General features: G+C 64.9%; 22 protein-coding genes. 14 read left to right on the top strand and 8 right to left on the bottom strand.

What is annotated here, in order from left to right; all coding sequences use genetic code 11:
- Positions 1-47 precede the first annotated feature (47 nt).
- The 6 genes from EYB42_RS04515 to miaA all read right to left on the bottom strand — a co-directional run bounded on the left by EYB42_RS04515 (position 48) and on the right by miaA (position 8,329).
- The gene (locus EYB42_RS04515) at positions 48-2,129 is read right to left on the bottom strand and encodes a dipeptide ABC transporter ATP-binding protein (protein ID WP_135448656.1); all 2,082 of its coding nucleotides are present in this window, start codon (positions 2,127-2,129) and stop codon (positions 48-50) included.
- An 81-nt stretch (positions 2,130-2,210) separates the two neighbouring features.
- Positions 2,211-3,374, bottom strand: a complete 1,164-nt coding sequence (locus EYB42_RS04510; RefSeq protein ID WP_135448654.1) for an ABC transporter permease — start codon at positions 3,372-3,374, stop codon at positions 2,211-2,213.
- A gap of 8 nt (positions 3,375-3,382) precedes the next feature.
- A complete protein-coding gene (locus EYB42_RS04505) occupies positions 3,383-4,462 on the bottom strand; it encodes an ABC transporter permease (RefSeq protein ID WP_135448652.1) in 1,080 nt (359 codons plus the stop codon).
- Between the two features lie 113 nt (positions 4,463-4,575).
- A complete protein-coding gene (locus EYB42_RS04500; RefSeq protein WP_135448650.1) occupies positions 4,576-6,210 on the bottom strand; it encodes an ABC transporter substrate-binding protein in 1,635 nt (544 codons plus the stop codon).
- Positions 6,211-6,478: 268 nt separating this feature from the next.
- Positions 6,479-7,294 carry an AraC family transcriptional regulator gene (locus tag EYB42_RS04495; RefSeq protein WP_135448648.1) on the bottom strand — a complete coding sequence of 272 codons (816 nt, stop codon included), beginning with the start codon at positions 7,292-7,294 and terminating at the stop codon, positions 6,479-6,481.
- Positions 7,295-7,462: 168 nt separating this feature from the next.
- Positions 7,463-8,329, bottom strand: a complete 867-nt coding sequence (gene miaA, locus EYB42_RS04490) for a tRNA (adenosine(37)-N6)-dimethylallyltransferase MiaA (RefSeq protein WP_135448646.1) — start codon at positions 8,327-8,329, stop codon at positions 7,463-7,465.
- 80 nt (positions 8,330-8,409) lie between these two features.
- Here miaA and pyrH point away from each other — a divergent pair, with 80 nt between their 5' ends.
- From pyrH to lpxB, 12 genes are all read left to right on the top strand, one after another.
- A complete protein-coding gene (gene pyrH / locus EYB42_RS04485) occupies positions 8,410-9,141 on the top strand; it encodes a UMP kinase (protein ID WP_135448644.1) in 732 nt (243 codons plus the stop codon).
- Positions 9,142-9,244: 103 nt separating this feature from the next.
- On the top strand, positions 9,245-9,811 hold the full coding sequence (frr, locus tag EYB42_RS04480) for a ribosome recycling factor (RefSeq protein WP_135448642.1): 567 nt from the start codon (positions 9,245-9,247) through the stop codon (positions 9,809-9,811).
- A gap of 15 nt (positions 9,812-9,826) precedes the next feature.
- The gene (gene uppS / locus EYB42_RS04475) at positions 9,827-10,561 is read left to right on the top strand and encodes a polyprenyl diphosphate synthase (RefSeq protein ID WP_371685733.1); all 735 of its coding nucleotides are present in this window, start codon (positions 9,827-9,829) and stop codon (positions 10,559-10,561) included.
- Positions 10,558-11,370 (top strand): phosphatidate cytidylyltransferase, encoded by an 813-nt coding sequence (locus tag EYB42_RS04470; RefSeq protein ID WP_276605849.1) that lies wholly within the window; start codon positions 10,558-10,560, stop codon positions 11,368-11,370. Before uppS ends, EYB42_RS04470 begins: the two co-directional genes overlap by 4 nt.
- Positions 11,370-12,554 carry a 1-deoxy-D-xylulose-5-phosphate reductoisomerase gene (dxr, locus tag EYB42_RS04465; protein WP_135448638.1) on the top strand — a complete coding sequence of 395 codons (1,185 nt, stop codon included), beginning with the start codon at positions 11,370-11,372 and terminating at the stop codon, positions 12,552-12,554. Before EYB42_RS04470 ends, dxr begins: the two co-directional genes overlap by 1 nt.
- A 2-nt stretch (positions 12,555-12,556) precedes the next feature.
- The gene (gene rseP / locus EYB42_RS04460; RefSeq protein ID WP_135448636.1) at positions 12,557-13,882 is read left to right on the top strand and encodes an RIP metalloprotease RseP; all 1,326 of its coding nucleotides are present in this window, start codon (positions 12,557-12,559) and stop codon (positions 13,880-13,882) included.
- A gap of 156 nt (positions 13,883-14,038) precedes the next feature.
- A complete protein-coding gene (gene bamA / locus EYB42_RS04455; protein WP_135448634.1) occupies positions 14,039-16,399 on the top strand; it encodes an outer membrane protein assembly factor BamA in 2,361 nt (786 codons plus the stop codon).
- 2 nt (positions 16,400-16,401) lie between these two features.
- Entirely contained in the window at positions 16,402-16,944 is a 543-nt protein-coding gene (locus EYB42_RS04450; RefSeq protein WP_135448632.1) for an OmpH family outer membrane protein, read from the top strand.
- Between the two features lie 92 nt (positions 16,945-17,036).
- Positions 17,037-17,498 (top strand): 3-hydroxyacyl-ACP dehydratase FabZ, encoded by a 462-nt coding sequence (gene fabZ / locus EYB42_RS04445; RefSeq protein WP_135448630.1) that lies wholly within the window; start codon positions 17,037-17,039, stop codon positions 17,496-17,498.
- On the top strand, positions 17,495-18,301 hold the full coding sequence (lpxA, locus tag EYB42_RS04440; protein ID WP_135448628.1) for an acyl-ACP--UDP-N-acetylglucosamine O-acyltransferase: 807 nt from the start codon (positions 17,495-17,497) through the stop codon (positions 18,299-18,301). Before fabZ ends, lpxA begins: the two co-directional genes overlap by 4 nt.
- The gene (locus EYB42_RS04435) at positions 18,298-19,101 is read left to right on the top strand and encodes an LpxI family protein (RefSeq protein WP_276605848.1); all 804 of its coding nucleotides are present in this window, start codon (positions 18,298-18,300) and stop codon (positions 19,099-19,101) included. The genes lpxA and EYB42_RS04435 overlap by 4 nt, the downstream gene beginning before the upstream one ends.
- 52 nt (positions 19,102-19,153) lie before the next feature.
- On the top strand, positions 19,154-20,272 hold the full coding sequence (gene lpxB / locus EYB42_RS04430) for a lipid-A-disaccharide synthase (RefSeq protein WP_135448783.1): 1,119 nt from the start codon (positions 19,154-19,156) through the stop codon (positions 20,270-20,272).
- Here the strand turns inward: lpxB and EYB42_RS04425 are convergent.
- Both EYB42_RS04425 and mnmA read right to left on the bottom strand, forming a co-directional pair.
- Entirely contained in the window at positions 20,232-20,726 is a 495-nt protein-coding gene (locus EYB42_RS04425; protein ID WP_135448626.1) for a DUF2059 domain-containing protein, read from the bottom strand. The genes lpxB and EYB42_RS04425 overlap by 41 nt on opposite strands.
- A complete protein-coding gene (gene mnmA / locus EYB42_RS04420) occupies positions 20,723-21,868 on the bottom strand; it encodes a tRNA 2-thiouridine(34) synthase MnmA (RefSeq protein ID WP_135448624.1) in 1,146 nt (381 codons plus the stop codon). The genes EYB42_RS04425 and mnmA overlap by 4 nt, the downstream gene beginning before the upstream one ends.
- Positions 21,869-21,992: 124 nt before the next feature.
- On the opposite strand from mnmA, the gene sciP reads away from it, so the two are divergent.
- Complete coding sequence (gene sciP, locus EYB42_RS04415; protein WP_135448622.1) at positions 21,993-22,271, top strand: CtrA inhibitor SciP; 279 nt, start codon at positions 21,993-21,995, stop codon at positions 22,269-22,271.
- 97 nt (positions 22,272-22,368) lie between these two features.
- The gene (gene ctrA, locus EYB42_RS04410; protein ID WP_135448620.1) at positions 22,369-23,079 is read left to right on the top strand and encodes a response regulator transcription factor CtrA; all 711 of its coding nucleotides are present in this window, start codon (positions 22,369-22,371) and stop codon (positions 23,077-23,079) included.
- Positions 23,080-23,114: the final 35 nt, after the last annotated feature.

Genomic DNA, 23,114 nt, shown 5'->3' with positions numbered 1-23,114 from the left:
CGGGCCGTCATGCCCTGATGGCAGGACGGGGCAGTGCGGTTCCTTCGCTATTCGGCAGCAATCCGGATGACCGGCTCCATCGTCGCCAGCACCTCGCGGCTGAGGTGGCACTTGATCTGGTGCCCCTCGGCAAGCGTCTGCACAGGCGGCACTTCGCGCTCGCACAGGCCGCCGGGCACCTGGGATTTCCAGCGGCAGCGTGTCTGGAACGGACAGCCCGGAGGCGGGTTCATGGCGCTGGGAATATCGCCTTCCAGAACGATCCGCTTGCGCGTCACGTGGGTGTCGGCAATCGGCACGGCTGAAAGCAGCGCCTCGGTATAGGGATGGTAAGGGGGCGAAAAGACCTGGTCGGTCGTACCCATTTCCATCACATGGCCGAGATACATCACCATCACCCGGTCAGACAGGTAGCGGACGATGCTGAGGTCGTGGCTGATGAACAGAAGCGTCGTACGGTTTTCCCGCTGGATATCCATCAGAAGGTCGGTCACCGCGGCCTGCACGCTGACATCCAGTGCGCTCACGGGTTCATCGGCCACCACGACCTTGGCGCCACCGGCGAAGGCGCGGGCGATGCCCACGCGCTGCTTCTGCCCGCCGGACAGCTGGCGGGGCATCCGGTCGGCAAAGGCACGGGGCAGCTTCACAAGGTCGAGAAGCTCCAGCATGCGCTGGTGGCGTTCGGCATCGGACTTGCCGTACTTGAAGATCTCCAGCGCGCGGATGATCTGGCGGCCCACCGTCATCGAGGGGTTCAGCGTGTCGAACGGATTCTGGAAGACCATCTGCACCGAAGACACCGTGTCGGTATTGCGCTTCTGGATCGGGGTCGATTGCACATTCTCGTCAAACAGCATGATCGAGCCGGAGGTCGCGGTTTCCAGACCCATCAGCACCTTGGCGAAGGTGGACTTTCCGCAACCGGATTCGCCCACGATGGCCAGCGTTTCGCCTTCATGCGCCTCGAAGGACAGCGTTTCGTTGGCCTTGACGACCTTTCTTGCGCCGCCTCCGAAGGCGCCGGTCGAGACGGCGTAGTATTTCTTCAGATCCTGCATCTTCAGCACGACGCGACCGATCGGGGCCCGCTCCTTGACGTCGCGCTTTGCCGGCGGGGCGTCCCAGTCGATTTCCTGCCAGCGCAGGCAGCGGGTTTCGTGGCGGTCATCACCGGGGACGGGGAACATCGGCACATCGGCTGCGTCGCAACGGCCCTTCTGGAAATAGTCGCAGCGCGGCCCGAAGTTGCAGCCCGGCGGGCGTTCGTGAGGCAGGGGGAAATTCCCCGGAATGCTGATCAGGGGCCTTGCGTTCTTGTCGGCGCCGGGCAGGGGGATGGAGCGGAAAAGCGCCTGGGTGTAGGGGTGGCGCATCTTGTCGAAGACCTCGGTCACGCTGCCGGTCTCGACCGCCTCGCCGGAATACATCACGCAGATCCGGTCGCAGACATCCAGGACGAGGCCGAGGTTGTGGCTGATGAACAGCATCGATGTGCCGTATTTCTCGCCCAGTTCCTTGACCAGATCGACGATGCCTGCCTCGACCGTCACGTCAAGCGCGGTGGTGGGTTCGTCAAGGATCAGCAGCGCAGGCTTGGCCATCAGCGCCATGGCGATGACAATGCGCTGCTGCTGGCCGCCGGACAGCTGATGAGGGTAGGAATGGATGATCCGGTCAGGGTCGGGCAGGCGCACGTCGGCGACGATCTGGCGGGCAAGCTTCCAGGCCTCGTCCTTCGGCATGCCGGAGTGGATCATCGGCACCTCGGCCAGCTGCGCGCCGATCTTCATAGCCGGGTTCAGGCTGGCCATGGGTTCCTGATAGATCATCGCGATTTCCGAGCCGCGGATATGCCGCAGTTCCTCGTCGCTCATCCTGGTCAGATCGCGGCCCTTGAACCTGATGCTTCCGCCGGTGATGCGGCCGGTCTTGCCCAGTTCGCGCATCACGGCCAGCGCCACGGTGGATTTTCCGCAGCCGGATTCGCCCACCAGCCCCATCGCCTCGCCGGCCATGACGGTGCAGGAGAAATCCATCACCGCGGGGATTTCGCGCAGGCGGGTGAAGAAGGAAATCGAGAGATGGTCGATTTCCAGGATCGGTTGCGAGGGGTCCCAGTCAGGCATGGCATACTCCTGTGACGGGCGGCAGAGCGGGGGTTTCACACCCCCGCACCCCCGTGGGATATTTGAGCAGAGAGGAAGACATCAGTCCCTCAGGCTTTCTTCGCGCAGGCCATCGGCCAGAAGGTTCAGGCCAAGCACAAGGCTCATCAACGCCAGCGCGGGCACCAGGGCGGCGTGGGGGAACATGGAAAGGGTCTTGCGCCCGTCGTCGATGGTCGAGCCCCAGTCAGGGCTGTCGGGCGCGACACCGAGGCCGAAGAAGCCCAGCGTGCCCAGCAGGATCGTTGTATAGCCGATGCGCAGGCAGAAATCGACGATGAGGGGGCCGCGCGCGTTGGGAAGGATTTCCCACAGCATGATGTACCAGGGGCCCTCGCCCCGGGTCTGGCCGGCGGCGACGTAATCGCGGGATTTGAGATCCATCACGATGCCGCGCACGATGCGGAAGACAGTGGGGGCGTTGACGAAAACGACCGAGACGAAGACGTTCAGCATGTTGGGCGACATGGTCCAGACGCCCAGCGGGTCGGCGTTGAAGGCAAGGCCCGAATAGGCCCAGGCACCGATGATCAGCACCGCTCCGACATAGAGGTTGCGTTTCATCGGGTCGGTGAAGAAGCGCGCGTTCAGAAGCACCGTCAGGAAAATGATCGGGAACAGGAACAGCAGCGCCGCCAGCACCACCGGTATGCCGGTCTGGCGGATCTCGGGCGTCACGAGGAGGTAGAAGAGCAGGATCACCGGGAAGGCCAGGACGAGGTTGGCCAGGAAGGACAGACCCGTGTCCAGCCTGCCGCCGAAATAGCCCGCCGGAAGGCCAAGCGTGATCCCGACCATGAAGGCGAAAAGTGTGGCTGCGGGGGCGATCTTCAGCACCTCGCGCGCGCCCATCACCATGCGGCTGAACACGTCGCGCGCCAGATGGTCGCCGCCGAAGAGGAAGTGGCTGTATTGCCCCTCGGCCGCGTTGGCGAGAACGGTGCCCATAGGCTTGTTCTTCATGCCCGAGATCTGCAGATAGGGGTCGAAGGTGATGATGTGGTCGGCCAGAAGCGCCGTGAATACCCAAAACATCACGATGCCGAAACCGATCATCCCCACCGGACTGTCGAACAGTTTGCCGTAAAGCCCCAGCCTGCGCTTGAAGGCGATCGAGACGGCGAAGGTCACCACCAGCGCGATCCAGACCGGCAGGAACTGCGCGATCACGCGGCCAAGGATTGCGGTATAGGTCAGGTCTTCCATCTTGCCCCCTACGACAGCCGGATGCGCGGGTTCAGGAACACATAGCCGATGTCCGAGATCAGCTGGGTCACCAGCACCACGAACACCGCCACGACTGAACAGCCGAGCAGGAGGTTGATGTCGTTGTTGCCCGCGGCCTGAACCAGCGTCCAGCCGAAGCCCTTGTAGTTGAACAGGGTTTCCACGATGACGACACCGTTCAGAAGCCAGGGGAACTGCAGCATGATCACCGTGAAGGGTGCGATCAGCGCGTTTCTCAGCGCGTGTTTCAGCACCACCTGGCGGAAACTGGCACCCTTCAGCCGGGCCGTGCGGATGTATTGCGCGGTCATCACCTCGGTCATGCTCGCCCGCGTCATCCGGGCAATGTAGCCAATGCCGTAAAGCGCAATGGTCATCACCGGCAGCGTGAAGCTCCAGAAAGTGATGCGGTCGGGCGAGGCGGCGCCTTGGAACAGCACCTTGCCCTCGATCAGACCCCAGTCGGCCAGAAGCGGCGACAGGCCCGTGACCGGCGAGGCAAGGAGCGCGACCAGAATCACGCCCGAGACGTATTCCGGCGTCGCCGTGGTGGCGATGGAGAAAGTGGACAGCACGCGGTCGGTCCGGCTGCCCTCGCGCATTCCGGCCACCACCCCGATGATGAGGGATGAGGGGATCATCACGATCATCACCCAGAGCATCAGCCAGCCGGTTGCCGACAGCTTTTCGGCAAGGTTCGGCAGGACGGGGCCGCGGAAGAAGGTGGAATGTCCCCAGTTGCCCTGAAGGATGCCGCAATAGCGCGGCGCAGCGGTCGGGTCGGTGCCCGCGGCAAAGCAGCGGCCCCGGGGCACGCCCTTGTCATCGACCCGTGTCCAGCCGGGCACCACGCCCAGCCACTGGCCATAGCGCAGCAGCACCGATCCGCCGTGGCCATTCTGTTCGATCCAGGCGGCAACCGATTCGTCAGTCATCCGGACCGAGCCTTCGCTGCGGGCCAGTTTTTCCAGGTTCGGCGGCAGGTTGGTCAGGTAGAAGACGATAAATGTCAGGACAAAGGCCGTAAGGAGCATCAGTCCCAGGCGGCGGAGGATGAAGATGAGCATGTGTCTGGCTCTGCTCCCTGCGGGCTGGGCGGCCGACAGCGCGGGCGCACGGGCGGGAATGGGCTGGCCGGCGCGCCGGGCGCACCCGAAGGCGCGCCCGGCCGTTCACCGAATCAGGCGAGCGACCACTTGTAGTGCTGGTGCTCGTTCGAGGGGTGCCGCTCGACGTTCACGCCCGGCCGGGCATGGGCGAACAGCGAACGCCAGTAAGGCTGGATGATGTAGCCTTCGTCCTGAAGGATTGCTTCCAGCTTGGCCATCACCTCGCGGCGGGCGTCGGCATCTGCCAGGGCCAGCGCCTCGACCATGAGCGCGTCGAACTCGGGGTTCGCCATTCCCGTCTCGTTCCATGATCCTGTCGAGGTATACGCCAGCGACATGTTCTGCACTGCCAGCGGGCGGTGGTTCCAGGTCGTCGAGGAGAAGGGATACTTCTGCCAGTCGTTCCAGAAGGTCGAGCCCGGCATGACCGTGTGCTTGACGTTCAGCCCGGCATCCTTCAGCTGCGCAACCACGGCGGCGGTGGTCGCCGCCTCGAAGCCGTCGTCAAGCGAGATGATCTCGAATTCGGCATTGGCCAGACCGGCGGCCTCGATCGCTGGTTTCAGCCCAGCGGGGTTGATCACCTGCGGCGGCAGCTTGGCATATTCCGGGTGCACAGGGCAGGCATGGTGGTTTTCCGCCGTGGTGCCCAGGTTGTTGTAGCCCAGTTCCAGGACGACCGCCGGATCGACGGCCAGCTGGATCGCCTGGCGCACGGCCTTGTCCTTGTAGAGGTCGGACGTGGCCGAGTTCATCCGCACGACGATCGTTGCAGCCGTCACCACCTCAAGCTTGTTCCAGCCCAGAGCGTCGAGCTGTTCGATGAAGTCGCCGGTGGTTTCGTAGTTGCAGTCGATCTCGTCCGAACCGGCCAGCGCGACCATGGTCGAAGGGTCGGTGCCGAAGTCGATGTAGTGGATCTCGTCCAGGGGGGCGGTGCCGCCCCACCACTGATGGTTCGGTGCGCGCACCAGCACGGCCTTCTGGCCGACCGAAACTTCCTGCGGCACATAGGGGCCGGTGCCGATCGGGTTTTCGGCCGGATCCTGCCCGTCGATGAAGCTGGAATGCACCACGGCGCAGGGATAGTCGGCGACGTTGGGCACGATCGCCACGTCGGACTGCGAAAGGTTCAGCTGCACCGTGTAATCGTCAAGCTTGACCACGGCGCCCTCGCGCAGCTGCTTGGTCTCCGGGTCGGCAAGCGCCACGAAGCGGCTGGCGGTGGCGTTGCCTTCCACAGTGCCATCGGCCCAGCGGGCAAAGTTGCGCACAACGTCGTCTGCGGTGAAATCGTCGCCGTTGTTCCATTTCACGCCCTGACGGACCTTCAGCGTGTATTGGGTTGCGTCGGCATTGGCTTCCCAGCTTTCCAGCAGGCGCCCCTCGAAGGTTCCGTCGGCGTTGTACTGGATCAGGTATTCCAGCCAGCCGCGATAGATGTTGGAAATCTGCGGCCAGTCCGCCAGGCGCGGATCCTTGGTGCCTTTGACTTCCATCGCGCAGCGGATGATGCCGCCGATCTTCGGCTCTTGCGCCTTTGCCGGAGCCGAAAGCCCGATCAGACCGTAGGCGGCGGCGGCCGACACGCCAAGCGCGGTGGAACGGGTCAGGAATTCGCGCCGGCTGATCTTGCCGGCCCTGTACTCCTCGGCATGCATCAGGGCCCCCGGGTGCAGTCCGGCCTTGGCCTTGGTCGTGGTCATTTTGTGTCTCCCTGTAAGGTCTTTTTTAGGTTCTTGTTCCGGCCGCGACGGAACCCGTTCTGCCTCTGGCGACCATCTGACGGTCACCCAGGGCAGTGCTGCGTTCCCCGCGCCCCCGTCTGCCATTGCGCAACTTTTTGCGCCGCGCGTCAACGACTGCTTTCGTCGCATTGCACAACATTTGCGACATGAATCCGTCGAAAAACATTTGCCTGCTGTCGCAATCTGACAACACATGGGACCGGTTGCACCCGGAACGCAGGTCTGCTCAAGGCAATCGGCGGAAAGCGGTCGGCGACTTGCCCGTCAGGTGCTGGAAGGCGCGGGTGAAATAGGCCGGCGAATTGAAGCCCAACTGTTCGGCGATACGCGCCACGGGCAGCTTCGTCTCGGTCAAAAGCTTGCGTGCCTCGAAGATTCGCCGATCCTGCAGCAGGGCGATGGCGGGGCGGCCGCAGGCGATGTTGCAGCAGCGCGTAAGGTGCGTGGGCGTCACCCCCAGAGCGGCGGCAAAATCTGCCACGCCCATGCCGGTGCGGAAGTTCCGTTCCAGCAGCGCCGTGTAGCGTGCGACAAGGCGCCGGGTGGCATCAGGCCGGGCGGATTCGGGTTCGGCCTTCTTCGCCTGGCGTTCCAGCCATACGCCCAGAAGTCCCACATAGGCCTCGGCGGCACGGTCATTAGCGGGGGTATCGCTTTCCAGTTCCCGCAGGATCGAATCGAGCAGGACGTTCACTTCCTGCTGGGCGTGAACCTCGCGGATGCGCAGGTGCAGGGGCGCCTTCGGCAGGGTGACCTTTGGATCGCGCCCGAAGAAGACGGCCGTACCGAAGACCTGCGGCCCGGCCTCGAATCCGTGCATCACCCCGGCGGGGATGAAGATCGCGTTGTGCGCGGTGTATCCGCGCGTCACCCCGGAAATGGTGATGCGGCCCTGACCCTTGGTGAACCACAGCAGGCAGGGTTCGGAAAGCGAGCGCATTGCTTCGACCCGCCAGCGCCCGCCGGCGGCAAGGCGCGGGATGGCGACAAGACGCAACTGGGACACGGGGCGTTCGATCGGGACGGGCGCGGGCTTGTTCATGGCAACGGGTCCGGCGGTGGATGACCGCAAAAGTAAAGCAGCCGTCCGGGCACAACCCAAGCGAAATTCTGGGCAAGACGCTCAAGTTATCCACAGGTGTTGCAGGTTCCTGTGGGTAAGCCTGTGGATCGCCTTCAGTTCGCGTCAAGTTCGCCCCGCAACCCATGATCAGGGAAGGGAAAGAACCGTCCAGTCCTTCATGTTCGATCTGAACCATGTCCTTTGCCGCTTCGCATATTGCCGGCTGGCCAGAGCAGCAGCAGCGACGGCTTGCTCCAGCGTCAGGTGACCTTGCAGGTGCGCAATCAGCTCTGGCCCTCCGATCGCCTTCGACGACGGTCGGCGGGCATCCCAACCGGCCAGGTTCGCCCGCGCCTCGTCCAGGGCGCCGGCCGCCATCATCTGCGCAAAACGGCGGTCGATGCGGTCGTTCAACCATGTTGTTTCGGGCATCAGGACAAGGGCTTCGGCCGACCTTCGCGGCAGCAGGGGCGGTGGCGTCTCGTCCTGCCAGGAGGCCAGCCCCCGGCCTGTGGCCCGCCAGACCTCCCAGGCGCGCTGGACACGGACCCCGTTCAGCGGGTCGATCCGGGCGGCTGTTTCGGGGTCAAGCTCGGCCAGCAGCGCCGCCCGCCCCTCGGCGGCCATCCGCGCGTCGGCCTCGGCGCGTATCGCGCGCGGGATCTCGGGGATCTCGGCCAGCCCGCGGGTCAGCGCGGTGAAGTTCAGCCCCGTTCCGCCGACGATCACCACCGGTCTTGCGAGCAGCGGCTTCAGCTCGCGCAGCCAGTGGCCGACCGAATAGGGCTGATCGCGCGCAACATGGCCGTACAGCGCGTGGGGCAGGGCGCTTTCATCCGCGGGCGAGGGGCGTGCGGTCAGGATGCGCCAGTTGGCGTAGACCTGCAACGCATCGGCATTGACTATCGTTCGGCCGTCGCGCGCGGCAATTTCCATCGCCAGCGCAGACTTGCCGCTGGCGGTCGGCCCTGCGATCAGCACGGGAGCCTCGCGCGAAATCCGGTCGATCAACATCGGAACCCCGGTTGAACCCGCCGCGGTTTTGCGACATTTTGCGCGCCAGTCCAAACACAAAACGAAATGCAGGGGGCGCCATGTCCGACACAGCCGGGGCCGCGGTCAGATACAGCCGCGTGATGCTGAAGATCTCGGGCGAGGCGCTGATGGGCGACCAGGGCTATGGCCTGCATCCGCCGACGGTGAACCGGATCGCCGAAGAGGTGAAGTCGGTCCGCGACATGGGTGTGGAAATCTGCATGGTGATCGGCGGCGGCAACATCTTTCGCGGCCTGCAGGGCAGCGCTCAGGGGATGGAGCGGACGACGGCCGATTACATGGGGATGCTGGCCACGGTGATGAACGCGCTGGCCATGCAGTCGGCGCTGGAGGCGATGGGGGTCTTCACCCGCGTCATCTCGGCCATACCGATGGATCAGGTCTGCGAGCCCTACATCCGCCGCCGCGCCGTGCGGCATCTGGAAAAGAAGCGGGTGTGCATCTTCGCGGCCGGAACCGGGAACCCGTATTTCACCACGGACACGGCGGCAACGCTCAGGGCCAGCGAAATGGCCTGCCAGGCGATCTTCAAGGGCACCAAGGTCGATGGCGTTTATGACAAGGATCCGAAGAAGCACCCTGATGCACGGCGCTACGACCATGTGACCTACGACGAAGTGCTTGAGAAGCACCTGGGCGTCATGGATGCGACCGCGATCGCGCTGGCCCGCGACAATGACCTGCCGATCATCGTCTTTTCGCTGGACGAACCCGGCGGTTTCCGGGGAATTCTGGCCGGGCAGGGCACCTATACCCGCGTTCAGGGCTGAGGCCCGCCCCCGCCGCTTAGGCCTATTCCCCGGCCCGGTGGCTCTGCTATAAGCCGGAAGCCCCGATGCGCCCAGGGGGCCCACGAAGTGAAGGACATGACCCATGGCTCATGAAGAGATCGAGATCGACACCGACGACCTGCAGCGCCGGATGGATGGCGCCATGACTGCGCTGAAGCAGGAATTCGCCTCGCTGCGCACGGGTCGCGCCAGTGCCTCGATCGTCGATCCGATCCAGGTGGAAGCCTACGGTCAGATGACCCCGATCAACCAGCTTGGCACGGTGAACGTGCCCGAGCCGCGGATGGTGGTGATCAACGTCTGGGACAGGGCCCTGGTCGGCAAGGTGGAAAAGGCGATCCGCGAATCCGGGATCGGCATCAACCCGGTCACCGACGGGCCGCTGATCCGCCTGCCGATCCCGGAACTGAATGAGGAGCGCCGGCGCGAACTGTCGAAGGTCGCGGCGCAGTATGCCGAACAGGCCAAGATCGCCATCCGCAACGTCCGCCGCGACGGGATGGACCAGATCAAGAAGGCCAAGGCCCTGGGCATGAGCGAGGATGATCAGAAGATGTGGGTCGACGAGGTGCAGGAAATGACCGATCGCGCCATCGCCGCCGTAGACAAGGCGCTGGAGATCAAGCAGGCCGAAATCATGCAGGTCTGACGGAGGGACGGGCCGGTGTCGAAGGATCTGGCGGGCGAAGTCGGGCTGAGGCCGGTCAATCACCTTGCAATCATCATGGACGGCAACGGCCGCTGGGCCACTAACCGGGGCTGGCCGCGTCTTGTCGGTCATCGCCGCGGTGCGGAACGGGTGCGCGACATTGTCAAGGCTGCCCCCGACCTGGGCATCCGCTGGCTGACGCTGTACGCCTTCTCGACCGAGAACTGGAAGCGGTCGACCGAAGAAGTGCTTGGCCTGATGGCAATCTTCGCCCGCTACATCGAGCGCGAGGCCGAGCGCCTTGCCAAGGCGGGGGTCCGGGTCCGGTTCATCGGCGAACGCGGGCGCCTTGATCTGAAGCTGCAGCGCCTGATGGCCGGGATCGAGGCGCGCACGGCTGGCTGCGATCGGCTGAACCTGACCATCGCGGTCAACTACGGTGGCCGTGACGAGATTGTGCGCGCAGCGCGCAAGCTGGCCGAGCAGGTGGCGGCTGGCCTGCTGGATCCGCGCGATCTGACCGAAGGGGCCTTCGCCGGGGCGCTGGATACGGGCGGCCTGCCTGACCCCGACCTTGTGATCCGCACCAGCGGAGAGACAAGGACAAGCAATTTCCTGCCCTGGCAGGCGGCCTATGCCGAATACGAATTCACCGGCACGCTCTGGCCCGATTTCACGGCCGAGGAACTGGCCGGGATCATCGCGCGGTTCGGCAATCGCGAGCGGCGGTTCGGGGGCGTGCTGCGGTGAGTGGGGTGCCGGCGCCTTCCGGCCGATGGTCTGACCTGCGGACCCGAATCCTTTCGGCCATATTCATGGTGTCGGTCGGTGCGGTCGAGATCTGGCTGGGCGGCACTGCCTTTGCCGCTCTTGTCATCGTGCTGACGGCGCTGATGGTCTGGGAACTGGCAACCATCACGGCCCCCCTGCGACGCCGGACGCCGGTGACGCTGGCGGTGGCGACCGGTGGGGCGCTGGCGGCCGCACTGGTCCTGCGCAGCGAAGTGGCGGTGCTGTTCCTTGTGGCGCCGACGCTGATGCTGGTGCTGACCCCGCGCCGCGACCGTCGCCTTGCAGGGGGCTATGCGCTGGCGATCATGCTGGCGGGCTACGGCCTGGTCACCCTGCGCCAGGAGGCCGGAACAATCGCCATCCTGTGGCTTGTCGCGGTGGTCGTAGCCTCCGACGTTCTGGGCTATTTCGCCGGGCGTCTGCTGGGCGGGCCGAAGTTCTGGGAACGGATCAGCCCCAAGAAGACCTGGTCGGGCACGGCGGCGGGCTGGATCGGTGCCGGGCTGGTGGGGCTTGCCTTTTGGCAGGCCGGCTATGGTGGCTGGCCGCTGGTGCCCTTGTCGATGCTGGTGGCCTTTGCCGGGCAGATGGGCGACATCCTGGAAAGCTGGGTCAAGCGGCGCGCTGGGGTCAAGGATGCCTCGCGGCTGATTCCCGGACACGGCGGCGTACTGGACCGCTTTGATGCGCTGATCGGCGCCGTGGTTCTGGTGATGCTGCTGCAACTGGTCTTTCCGGTCACGCCGATGATCGGGGGGCCGGGCTGATGCGAAGCATTTCGATCTTCGGGGTCACGGGCTCGATCGGAGAGCAGACGGTGGATCTTGTCCGCCGCGCTGGGGGGGCCGAGGCCTACCGGGTGGTTGCACTGACCGGCGGGCGCAACATCGCGCGGCTGGCCGAACTGGCGCGAGAGCTGCGCGCCGAGGTCGCGGTCTGCGCCGACCCGTCGGGCCTTGCCGAACTGCGCGACAGGTTGGCAGGTTCGGGTGTGGCGGCGGCGGCCGGGGCCGAGGCGATCGCCGAAGCCGCCGACCGCCCGGCAGACTGGGTGATGAGCGCGATCGTCGGTGCGGCGGGACTGGTGCCCGGGTTCCGGGCGCTGCGTCACGGGAAAAGCCTGGCCCTCGCCAACAAGGAAAGTCTGGTGACCGCAGGGCCGTTGCTGATGGCCGAGGCAGAGGCGCGAGGCGCGCGCATCCTGCCGGTTGACAGCGAACATTCGGCGATCTTTCAGGCCCTTGCGGGCGAAGACATCGCGACGGTAGAGCGGATCATCCTGACCGCTTCGGGCGGTGCGCTGCGCGACTGGCCGTTGGAGGCCCTGGCACGCGCCACGGTGCAGGAGGCGCTGGCCCATCCCAACTGGGCCATGGGCCAGAGGATCACCATCGATTCGGCCAGCATGTTCAACAAGGCGCTCGAGGTGATCGAGACGCGCGAGTTCTTCGGGGTGGAACCCGAACGGGTCGAGGTCATCATCCACCCGGAATCGCTGATCCATTCCATGGTCGGCTTCCGTGACGGGGCCATCATGGCGCATATGGGCGCACCGGACATGCGCCATTCCATCGGCTATGCGCTGAACTGGCCGGTTCGGGCCGACCTGCCGGTCGCCCGGCTGGATCTGGCGCAGATCTCTACGCTCACCTTCCGCGCGCCCGACCTCACGCGATACCCGGCGCTGCACCTTGCGCGTGCGGTGATGGAACGGCGCGGGCTTGCAGGCGCGGCCTTCAATGCGGCGAAGGAAGTGGCCCTTGACCATTTCCTGGCCGGTGGAATCGGCTTCATGGACATGGCCGGGGTGGTCGAGGCTTCGCTGGATGCGCTGGAGCCCGACCTTGGCCGCACAAATGCGGCACCCGCCCTTGATGATATCCTGCAGATGGACCATCTGGCACGGACGAAGGCGGATGAAATCGCGCGCCGCAGGGCGGGTTCGAGGTAGGCATGGAAATCTTCGCGGCACTCGGCGGCACCGCCTGGACGGTGTTCTTTTTCATCGTTGCGCTGTCGATCATCGTCTTCGTCCATGAATACGGCCATTACATCGTCGGCCGATGGTCGGGCATACATGCCGAGGTGTTCTCGATCGGCTTCGGTCCCGTGCTCTTCAGCCACCGCGACCGCCGCGGCACGCGCTGGCAGATCGCGGCGATTCCCTTCGGCGGCTATGTGAAGTTCCTTGGCGATGCCGACGCATCGTCGGTGCGCCCTGTGAACATGCCCGGCCTGTCGCCGGCCGAACGGCGCCACACGATGGCGGGGGCGCCGCTCTGGGCGCGGTCTGCGACCGTGGCGGCGGGACCGGTGGCGAACTTCATCCTGACCTTCGTGTTGCTTGCCGGGATCCTGATGGTTGCCGGCCTGCCGCGGGAAGAACCGACGGTGGGCGAACTGCGCGCCCTTCCCTTCGGGGGAGCGGAGCTGCAGACAGGTGACGTCATCCTTGCCATCGAGGGACAGCCGACACCGGACTTGCCCAGCCTGGGCGCGCTGGCCGGGGTTCTTCCGGACAGGCAGACGGTGACCTACACCATCCGCCGCGGAGACCGCCAGATGGACGTCGGAGGTCCGCATCCCTTCCCGGCTGTCGTGGGGCAGGTGATCATCCGGTCGGCGGCCATGGACGCCGGCCTTCAGGCCGGGGATGTGATCCTGCGGGCCGGCGGGCAGGAGGTCACCACCTTCCGCCAGCTTCCCGACATCGTCGCCCAAAGCAAGGGTGCGCCGGTGCCGCTGACCGTCTGGCGCAATGGGCAGACCTTCGAACTGACACTGGTCCCGCGCATCCGCAGCGTGGCGGATGAAACCGGCGCCTTCGTCGAGCGCTATCAGATCGGGATTGCCTCTGGCATGGCCTTCGTTCCGGCCACGCGGTCGCCCGGCCTGATCGAATCGATGTCCCTGGCCGTGGCGCAGATGTGGGGCATGACTGTCACTACCTTTTCGGGGCTTTGGCACATCATCACCGGTGCCATAAGTTCCTGCAACTTTTCGGGTGCGATAGGTATTGCCGAGACGATGGGCGATGCGGCGCGCAACGGGACGGAAAGCTTTGTCGGCATGCTTGCCGTGCTTTCGCTGGGTATCGGCATCATCAACCTGTTTCCGATTCCGGTTCTGGATGGCGGACATCTGGTGTTTCACGCCTACGAAGCGGTCATGCGCCGCCCTCCGTCAGAGCGTGCGCTGCGCGTGCTGATGACGATCGGGCTGACCATTGTGCTGTCGCTGATGCTGTTCGCGCTAAGCCGCGATATCCTTTGCATGTAAGCCGCCGCACCGCCGCAGGGTCGGTTTTCCCTGATCCGATGGCGCGGCACAGCGGGCACAATATGTAGGAAAGTTATCCACAAGGACCGCAGGCTTTTGACAAAGCTTGCCTTTCCAGCTAGTCAGAAAAAAAACAGGAACGGGCGAGGACGCAGGATGCAAGGGACCTTCCGTACGACCAGGGAACGGTCATCCGGGACGCGTGCGCGCGCCCGTCTTCTGGCAACGGCGGTTTTTCTTGGCACCGCAACGCTTTCGGCCCCGTTCCTGATGCCGGCCTATGCTCAGGTCTTTTCCTTTTCGAACGTCGTGATCGAAGGGAACAGCCGGGTAGATGCCGCCACGATCCTCAACTATGCCGGAATCAGGCGTGGCGAACAGGTGTCGGCTTCCGCGCTGAACGATGCCTATCAGCGCATCGTGAACTCCGGCCTGTTCGAAACGGTCGAGCTGATCCCCCAGGGCTCCACCTTGCTGATCCGGGTCGTCGAATACCCGATCATCAACGTGATCAGCATCGAGGGGAACCGCCGCCTGAAGGACGAACGTCTTGCCGAGGTTATCAAGTCGCAACCTCGTCGTGTCTATTCCCCCAGCCAGGCCGAGGCCGATGCCGCAGCCATCGCGGAAGCCTATCGCGCAGCGGGACGACTGGCCGCCAGCGTGACGCCCAAGATCATCCGCCGCTCGGAAAACCGCGTGGATCTGGTCTTCGAGATCACCGAAGGCCGTGTGGTCGAGAACGAGCGGATCGATTTCGTCGGGAACCGTGCCTTCTCGGATCGGCGCTTGCGCCAGGTGTTGCAGACCAAGCAGGCGGGGCTTCTGCGTACCTTCATCCAGCGCGACAGTTTCGTGGCCGAGCGGCTGGAACTGGACAAGCGCCTGCTGACAGAATTCTACCTGTCGCGTGGGTTCATCGACTTTCAGATCCTGGACGCCAGCGCCGAACTGACGCGTGAACGGGATGCGACCTTCATCACCTTTACCGTGCGTGAAGGGTTGCCGCATACCATCGGCAAGGTCACCGTCGTATCCGAGGTTGAGGGGCTGGATGCGGCCGAATTTCAGGCGGTCACGCGGATCCGCACCGGGCAGACCTACAGCCCGCTGCTGATCGATAACAACGTGGCGCGGATGGAAACGCTGGCGCTGAAGAAAGGCCTCAATTTCATCCGTGTCGAACCGCGGATCACCCGTGACCAGCGCGGCCAGGCAGTTGACGTCGAATTCGCCATCGTTCGCGGCCAGCGTATCTTTGTCGAACGCATCGACATCGAAGGCAACCAGACCACGCTGGACGAGGTCATCCGCCGTCAGTTCCGCACCGTTGAGGGCGACCCCTTCAACCCGCGCGAGATCCGGCAGTCGGCCGAACGGATTCGCGCTCTGGGCTTCTTCTCGGACGCACAGGTGAACACCGAGCAGGGGTCCGGCCCGGATCAGGTGGTGGTGAATGTCGATGTCGAGGAACAGCCGACCGGCTCGCTCAGCTTCGGGGTCAGCTATTCGGTGGCCAACGGTACGGGGTTCAACATTGGGTTCTCGGAAACGAACTTCCTGGGCCGCGGCCAGCGCCTGTCGCTTAGCCTGAGTTCGGGGACGGACAATCAGAATTCAAGCTTCAGCTTCACCGAGCCTGCCTTCCTGGGGCGCGACCTCAGCTTCAGCCTGGGTGCCTATTACCGCACCTCGACCAGCGATTTCGCGGTCTACGATACGCGCAACATCGGCTTGACTGCCGGGCTTGGCTTCCCGATCGGGGAACAGTCTAGGCTGAACCTTCGCATGCGCTATTCGGATGACCTGCTGGAGAACTACACCGGCGATTCGCCGATCATCCAGAGTGAAGTTGACCTTGGCGCGCTGCGCACGCTGTCGCTGGGTTACAATTACGAGTATGATACTCGGATTACCGGCCTGAATCCGAAGGGTGGGGTTCTGCTGCGCTTTGGCCAAGATTTTGCGGGTCTTGCGGGCGATACAGAATATATCGAGACGACCGCGCTGGCCTTGGCCGAGACCAAGGTCTGGAACGAGGAAGTGACGATCCGTGCCGTGTTCGAGGGCGGGGCCATCACGACACTGGGTGACGGCACCAGCCGCGTGACTGAACGCTACTTCGGTGGCGGCAAGATCAGGGGCTTCGAACCCAAGGGGATCGGTCCGCGCGACCTTGGGGCTGACGATCAGGATGCCTTGGGCGGCAACATGTTCGCTGTGGCGCGCTTCGAGGCCGAATTCCCCCTTGGCCTGCCCGAGGAATATGGCATCACCGGCGGCGCCTTCTTCGATGTCGGTTCGGTCTGGAGCCTCGACAACGTGAACGGCACTCCTTCGCCTGACCAACCGGATGGCATCGTCGATGACAGCTTCAATCCGCGGGCGGTGGTCGGCCTTTCGGTGTTCTGGACAACGCCGATCGGTCCGCTGCGGTTCAACTTCAGCAAGGCGCTGAAGAAGGAAGACTACGACAGGGAACAGACCTTCGACCTGACGATCTCGACGAGGTTCTGACGATGCGGGCGTGGCGCGCCCTGTGCGCCGTTGTCGTCCTGCTTTTCCTTGGCCAGCCTGTGCATGCACAAGATGCGCCGATTCCGGGCGGCATCATCCTGACGCTGGATCAGGACCGGCTTTTCCTGGATTCGGCCTATGGCAAGGCAAGTGTCGAACGCGAACGCGCCGCCACCAAGGCGCTGGAAGCAGAGAACGCACGGATCGAGGCCGAACTTGTCGCCGAAGAGCAGGAACTGACCCGCAAGCGCGGCACCTTGCCTGCCGAGGAATTCTCGGCCCTCGCGGCCGAGTTCGATGCGAAGGTCGAACGCATTCGCGCCGAGCAGGATGAAAAGTCCCGCGATCTCGTTCGCGCCCGCGAGGCTGATCGTCAGGCGTTCCTGCGGGCGGCCATTCCCGCCCTGGCCGAGCTGATGGGCGAACTTGGCGCGGTGGCGATCCTGGACAAGAGTCAGGTGTTCCTGTCGCTGTCCGCGATCGACGTCACCGACGAGGCGATCGTGAAGGTCGATGCCGTGCTGCCGGCAGAGACCGCGCCCTGAACCGGCGGAAAACTTGTCACTTGCGACGCGAGTTGGTAGCTACGGCGAAAAGGCCGGGGACGACGGTCGCAAGGCAACGCAAGGGGACCAGTATGGATGCAGCCGCTACGACAACAGCCGATCTGGAGCTGATCCAGCGGATCATCCCGCATCGCTATCCCTTTCTGCTGATCGACAAGGTACGCGACATCGTGCTGAACGAAAGCTGCGTCGGCATAAAGTGCGTCACCCTGAACGAGCCGCAGTTCCAGGGCCACTTTCCGGGCATGCCCATCTTTCCCGGCGTGATGATCATCGAGGCTATGGCGCAGACGTCCGGCGTTCTGGTCGGGCTGTCGATGAACCTGGTGGACAAGGCGGCCAAGGTCTTCTTCATGGGCGTCGATGGTGTGAAGTTCCGCCGCAAGGTGGTGCCGGGCGACGTGATGGAGCTGCATGTGAAGGCGCTGCGCGGCGGTGGCCGCGTCTGGAAATTCGAAGGCAAGGCCTATGTCGAGGGCGAGCTGGCCTGCGAAGCGACCTTCATGGCGATGTTTGACGTTCCGAAAGAATGACCGTTCACCCCACAGCCCGCATCCACGCCTCGGCCGTGGTCGAGCCCGGCGCGGTGATCGGCGAGGGTTGCGAGATCGGCCCCTTTGCGGTGATCGGCCCCGAGGTGACGCTTGGCGCGCGCGTCACGGTCAAGAGCCACGCCGTCCTTACCGGCTGGACCGATATCGGCGAGGACAGCACGATCTTTCCCTTCGCCACGGTCGGCGAGGTGCCGCAGGACCTGAAATACCGTGGCGAACGTACGCGGCTGATCGTGGGCCGGCGCTGCCGGATCCGTGAGGGGGCAACGCTGAACACCGGGACCGAAGGTGGTGGCGGGGTGACGCGCGTCGGCGATGACGTGCTGATCATGACCGGCGCCCACGTCGGGCACGACGCCCAGATCGGCAACCGGGTGATCCTGGTGAATCATGTGGCGATCGCCGGCCATGTGGTGCTGGGTGACGATGTGATAGTCGGCGGGCTGTCCGGCATACACCAGTGGGTCCGGGTCGGGCAGGGTGCGATCATCGGGGCGGTGACGATGGTCACCAATGACGTCATACCCTACGGTCTGGTTCAGGCGCCGCGCGGCGAACTTGACGGGCTGAACCTGGTCGGGCTGAAGCGGCGCGGTGTGGACCGCTCCGAGATCACCGCGTTGCGCGCCGCCTATCAGACGCTGGCGCAGGAAGAGGGCAGCTTCCAGGACCGCGCCCGCAAGCTGGCCGAAGAGAGCGACAGCCCGCTTGTCCGTGAAATCGCCGACTTCATCCTGTCGAAGTCCGACCGCAGCTTCCTGACCCCGAAGGGCGGGCGGTGAGGACGGCGCTGATCGCGGGGCGCGGGCGCCTGCCGGCGGCGCTGGCGCAGGCGATGGCGGAACCACCTTTCGTCGCCGCGCCCGAGGGTTTCGTGCCCGCGGGTCTGGCAGCCGATCTGACCTTCCGCCTGGAGCGTCTGGTGCCTTTCCTGCGCGCGTTGGCCGATGCGGGCGTCAGCCGTGTGGTCCTTGCCGGCGCGGTCCAGCGCCCGCGTCTGGACCCTGCGCTGCTTGATCCGGCCACGGCCGAACTGCTGCCGCGGCTGATGCAGGCGATGCAGGCCGGCGACGACGCGACGCTGCGGGCGGTGCTGGAGATCTTCGACGAGTTCGGGTTTGCAGTGGCCGGGGTGGAAGAGGTGGCGCCGACGCTGTTGCCGGGCCCGGGGGTGCTTGCAGGAACCGTGACCCCGCGTGACGAGGCCGATGCAGCCCGCGCGGCAGAGATCGTGGCGGCCCTTGGCGCGGTTGATGTGGGGCAGGGCGCGGTGGTGGCCCAGGGCCTGTGCCTGGCGGTCGAGGCTTTGCCGGGAACCGATGCCATGCTGGCCGAGGTCGCGCGGATCGGGGCCTTGCGGCCAGATCCGGCGCGGGGGCGGGGCGTGTTCTACAAGGCGGCGAAACCGGGGCAGGACCGGCGGATCGACTTGCCCACGATCGGCCCCGACACGCTGCGGGCCGTTGCGGCGGCCGGGCTGGGCGGCGTGGCCTTTCAGGCGGGCTCGGTGATCTGCCTGGATCTTGCGGAGATGCGGCTTCTGGCCGGGGAGCTGGGCCTGTTCCTGTGGGCGCGCGCATGATGCGGGGCGGGATGGCGCGAAGAGTGAACGAAGTCCAACGATGAGCAGCCCGCTGAAGCTGTTCCTGATCGCGAGCGAACCTTCGGGCGACCGTCTGGGCGCGGCGCTGATGGCGGGGCTCAAGTCACTTGCGCCGGTGGAGTTCTCCGGGGTCGGTGGGCCGCTGATGCAGGCAGAGGGGATGCAAAGCCTGTTCCCGATGGAGGAGCTGTCGGTGATGGGCATCGCCGAGGTTCTGCCGAAATACCTGCACCTGAAACGCCGCATCCGCGAGGCAGCCCAGGCGGTGCTTTCCAGCGGGGCGGATGCGCTGGTCACCATCGACAGCCCGGATTTCTGCCTGCGCGTGGCGAAGATGGTCAAGACTGCACGCCCGGGCTTGCGCACCATCCACTATGTCGCGCCCTCGGTCTGGGCCTGGCGGCCGGGCCGGGCGCGGAAGATGGCGCGGGTGATCGACCATGTGCTGGCGCTTCTGCCCTTCGAGCCGCCCTACATGACCGCCGCCGGCATGACATGCGATTTCGTCGGCCACCCGGTGGTGGCCGAGCCGCTTGCCTCAGAGGCCGAACGCGCCGCCTTTGCGGGCGAGGGGCCGCTTCTTCTGGCCCTGCCGGGCTCTCGGAGGGGAGAGGTCGCGCGACTGGCGCCCGTCTTCGGCGAGGTCGTCGGGCGGCTGAAGGCGGCCCATCCGGCGCTGCGTGTCGTTCTGCCCACGGTGCGCGGTGTGGCGCCTTTGGTCAGGGATCTGACGGCGGGCTGGCCGGTCGTGCCCGAGATCATAGAGGATCCGGCTGCCAAGCGTGGCGCCTTTGCCGCAGCTGATGTGGCACTGGCGGCCTCGGGGACGGTGTCGCTGGAACTGGCTGCCAATGGCTGCCCCATGGTCATCGCCTATGACATGCATCCGCTGACGCTGTGGCTGATACGGCGGGCGGCGCTGATCGACACGGTCACGCTGGTCAACCTGGTCAGCGAGACACGGGCGGTGCCCGAATTCATCGGGCCGGACTGCCGGGCCGACAGAATTGCCCCGGCGCTGAAGGCGGTCCTGGCTGACCCGGCATCACAAAAGGCGGCGATGGCCCTGACGATGGAGCGGCTGGGGCGCGGGGGCGAGGCACCCGGCCTCAGGGCTGCGCGGTCGGTGCTGGCGGCGCTTCGTCGTTGATGATCGCCAGAACCTGCGGCATCAGCGCGCCGGTCCTGTCGTTGATCAACGCGATCACCCCCGGCTCTTGCGCAGCGGTCAGCTGCGGCAGCTTTGCCATGGCCGAGCGCCCCTCTGGCGTGGCGTAGAAGTCGCGCAGCGCGGTGATTTCGCCAAGGGTCATGATGTCGGCCATGATTTCGGCCTGATCGCGCATCAGCGCCATCATCGGGTCGGTGAACGTGCCCAGATACAGGGCCCGGATCGCCGCCACCTGTTCGTCGCTGAGCGTCTGCCCGGCGGCGGCGACCTGTTGCAGAATCGGCTGATACATCGTCTCGATCACCGCTGCCATGTCGAAACCCTGAAGCGCCAGATCGACATAGTCGCGCGCGACGGTCACCCGGGCGTCGCGCGTTTCGGCAGGGGCGGGCAGCGGCATGGCCAGAAGTGCGGCCAGGATCAGCAGTCTCACCGGGCCTGCCCTTTCCAGATCCAGCCCCCGCCGAAGATGCGGCTGCCTTCGGGGGCGTAGAACACGCAGGCCTGACCGGAGCTTACGCCGTCCTCGGGCGACAGCAGTTCCACCTCGGCGGTCGTGGGGCCGGTCGGACGGATGATCGCCTCGCTTGGCGGGCGGGTCGATCGGACCTTGACCTTCAGCTGCCATTCGGCGCGGCTGTCGAAAGGCGCATCGCCCAGCCAGTTGATTTCCCGGACGGGAATGATCCGGGTGGACAGCGCCGACTTGGGCCCGACGATCACGCGCCGCGTTTCGGGGTCGAGCTTCACCACATACAGCGGCTCGCCCAGACCGCCGATGCCCAGACCCTTGCGCTGGCCGATCGTGTAATGGATCACGCCGCGGTGCTGACCCAGCACATTGCCGTCGAGGTTCACGATCTCGCCCGGGTCGGCGGCGCCGGGGCGCAGCTTCTCGATCACCGCGGCATAGTTGCCGTTCGGCACGAAGCAGATGTCCTGGCTGTCGGGCTTGTCCGCGACCGGCAGCCCGTATTTTGCTGCCAGCGCCCGGGTCTCGGCCTTGGATTTCAGGTGGCCCAGCGGAAAGCGCAGATAGGCCAGCTGTTCCGGCGTGGTCGAGAACAGGAAATAGCTTTGGTCCCGCGCCGGGTCGGCCGCCTGGTGAAGTTCGGGTCCATGATCGCCCAGCTTGCGCTGGATGTAATGGCCGGTTGCCATGCAGTCGGCATCCAGATCCTTCGCCGTGGCCAGAAGATCCTTGAACTTCACCCGCTCGTTGCAGCGAATGCAGGGCACGGGGGTTGCGCCCGCCAGGTAGGCATCGGCGAATTCCTCGATCACCGCCTCGCGGAAGGTGTTCTCGTAGTCGAGGACATAGTGCGGAAACCCCATCGTCTCGGCCACGCGGCGCGCATCGTGGATGTCGCGGCCCGCGCAGCAGGCCCCTTTCTTCGCCAAGGCGGCCCCGTGATCGTAAAGCTGCAGTGTCACGCCGACGACATCATAGCCTTCTTCGGCCAACATGGCGGCGACGACGCTGGAATCGACGCCGCCCGACATGGCGACGACGACCCGCGTTTCGGACGGGGGCTTCGGCAGGCCGAGAGAATTGAGCGCCAGGTCGCGCGGCATGGGACAAATCCGGGGTCAGGGAATGTCAGGCAATATATGAAAATGCTCTGCACTCTCAATCCCCAGTTTCAGCATTGATTAAGCCTGTTCCGGCATCCTTCCTGTGCACGAAGGGGGATTGCCGATGTTTCTGAAACGTGTCGATGGTCCGCGGCAGGTCACCTTGCCTGACGGCAGCATCCTGACCCGGGCCGACCTGCCGCCTGCGGATACCCGGCGCTGGGTGGCCAGTCGCAAGGCGGTTGTGGTAAAGGCGGTAGTCCACGGTCTGCTTCCCCTGTCCGAGGCGCTGGAACGTTACGCCCTGTCCGAGGAAGAGTTCGCGCTATGGCGCGCGGCGGTCGAACGGCATGGCGACGCGGGGCTGAAGGTCACGTCGATCCAGAAATACAAACAACTTTAGATTGTTTTCTGCTCGCGCTCTGGCAAAGTAACCGTCGATTAACCAATGCCGCCCACAGTCGTTAACGATGACGGCACTGGAGCGGAGATTCCGATAAATGCGCATCCTGCTTGTGGAAGACGACCCGACGACTTCGAAAAGCATCGAGCTTATGCTGACACATGCCAACCTGAACGTCTATTGCACCGACATGGGCGAGGACGGGATCGATCTGGCAAAGCTTTACGATTACCATCTGATTCTTTTGGACCTGAACCTGCCGGACATGAGCGGGCATGAAGTGCTGCGTCAGGTGCGCCAAGCCCGGGTGGAAACGCCGATCCTGATCCTGTCGGGCGCGGATGACACGGAAAGCAAGTTGAAGGGCTTCGGCTTCGGTGCCGACGACTATCTGACCAAGCCCTTCCACCGCGAGGAACTGGTCGCCCGCATCCATGCAATCATCCGCCGGTCCAAGGGGCACAGCCAGTCCGTGATCCGCACGGGCAGGGTTGCGGTCAATCTTGATGCAAAGACCGTCGAGGTGGATGGCAAGGGCGTGCATCTGACCGGCAAGGAATACCAGATGCTTGAGCTGCTATCCCTGCGCAAGGGAACGACGCTGACCAAGGAGATGTTCCTGAACCACCTTTACGGCGGGATGGACGAGCCGGAGCTGAAGATCATTGATGTCTTCATCTGCAAGCTGCGCAAGAAACTGGCCGAGGCGACGGGTGGCGACAACTACATCGAAACCGTCTGGGGCCGCGGCTATGTGCTGCGCGACCCGGCTGCCGGAACCGGTGCAAGGCTTGCCGCCAGCGCCTGATCTTTACCTTGACCGCCCCCGGGCCTAACCTTCCG

It is taken from the genome of Tabrizicola caldifontis, from assembly GCF_004762095.1.
Taxonomy (GTDB): Bacteria; Pseudomonadota; Alphaproteobacteria; order Rhodobacterales; family Rhodobacteraceae; genus Tabrizicola; species Tabrizicola caldifontis.
This window is presented reverse-complemented; position numbering and strand designations above follow the sequence as displayed.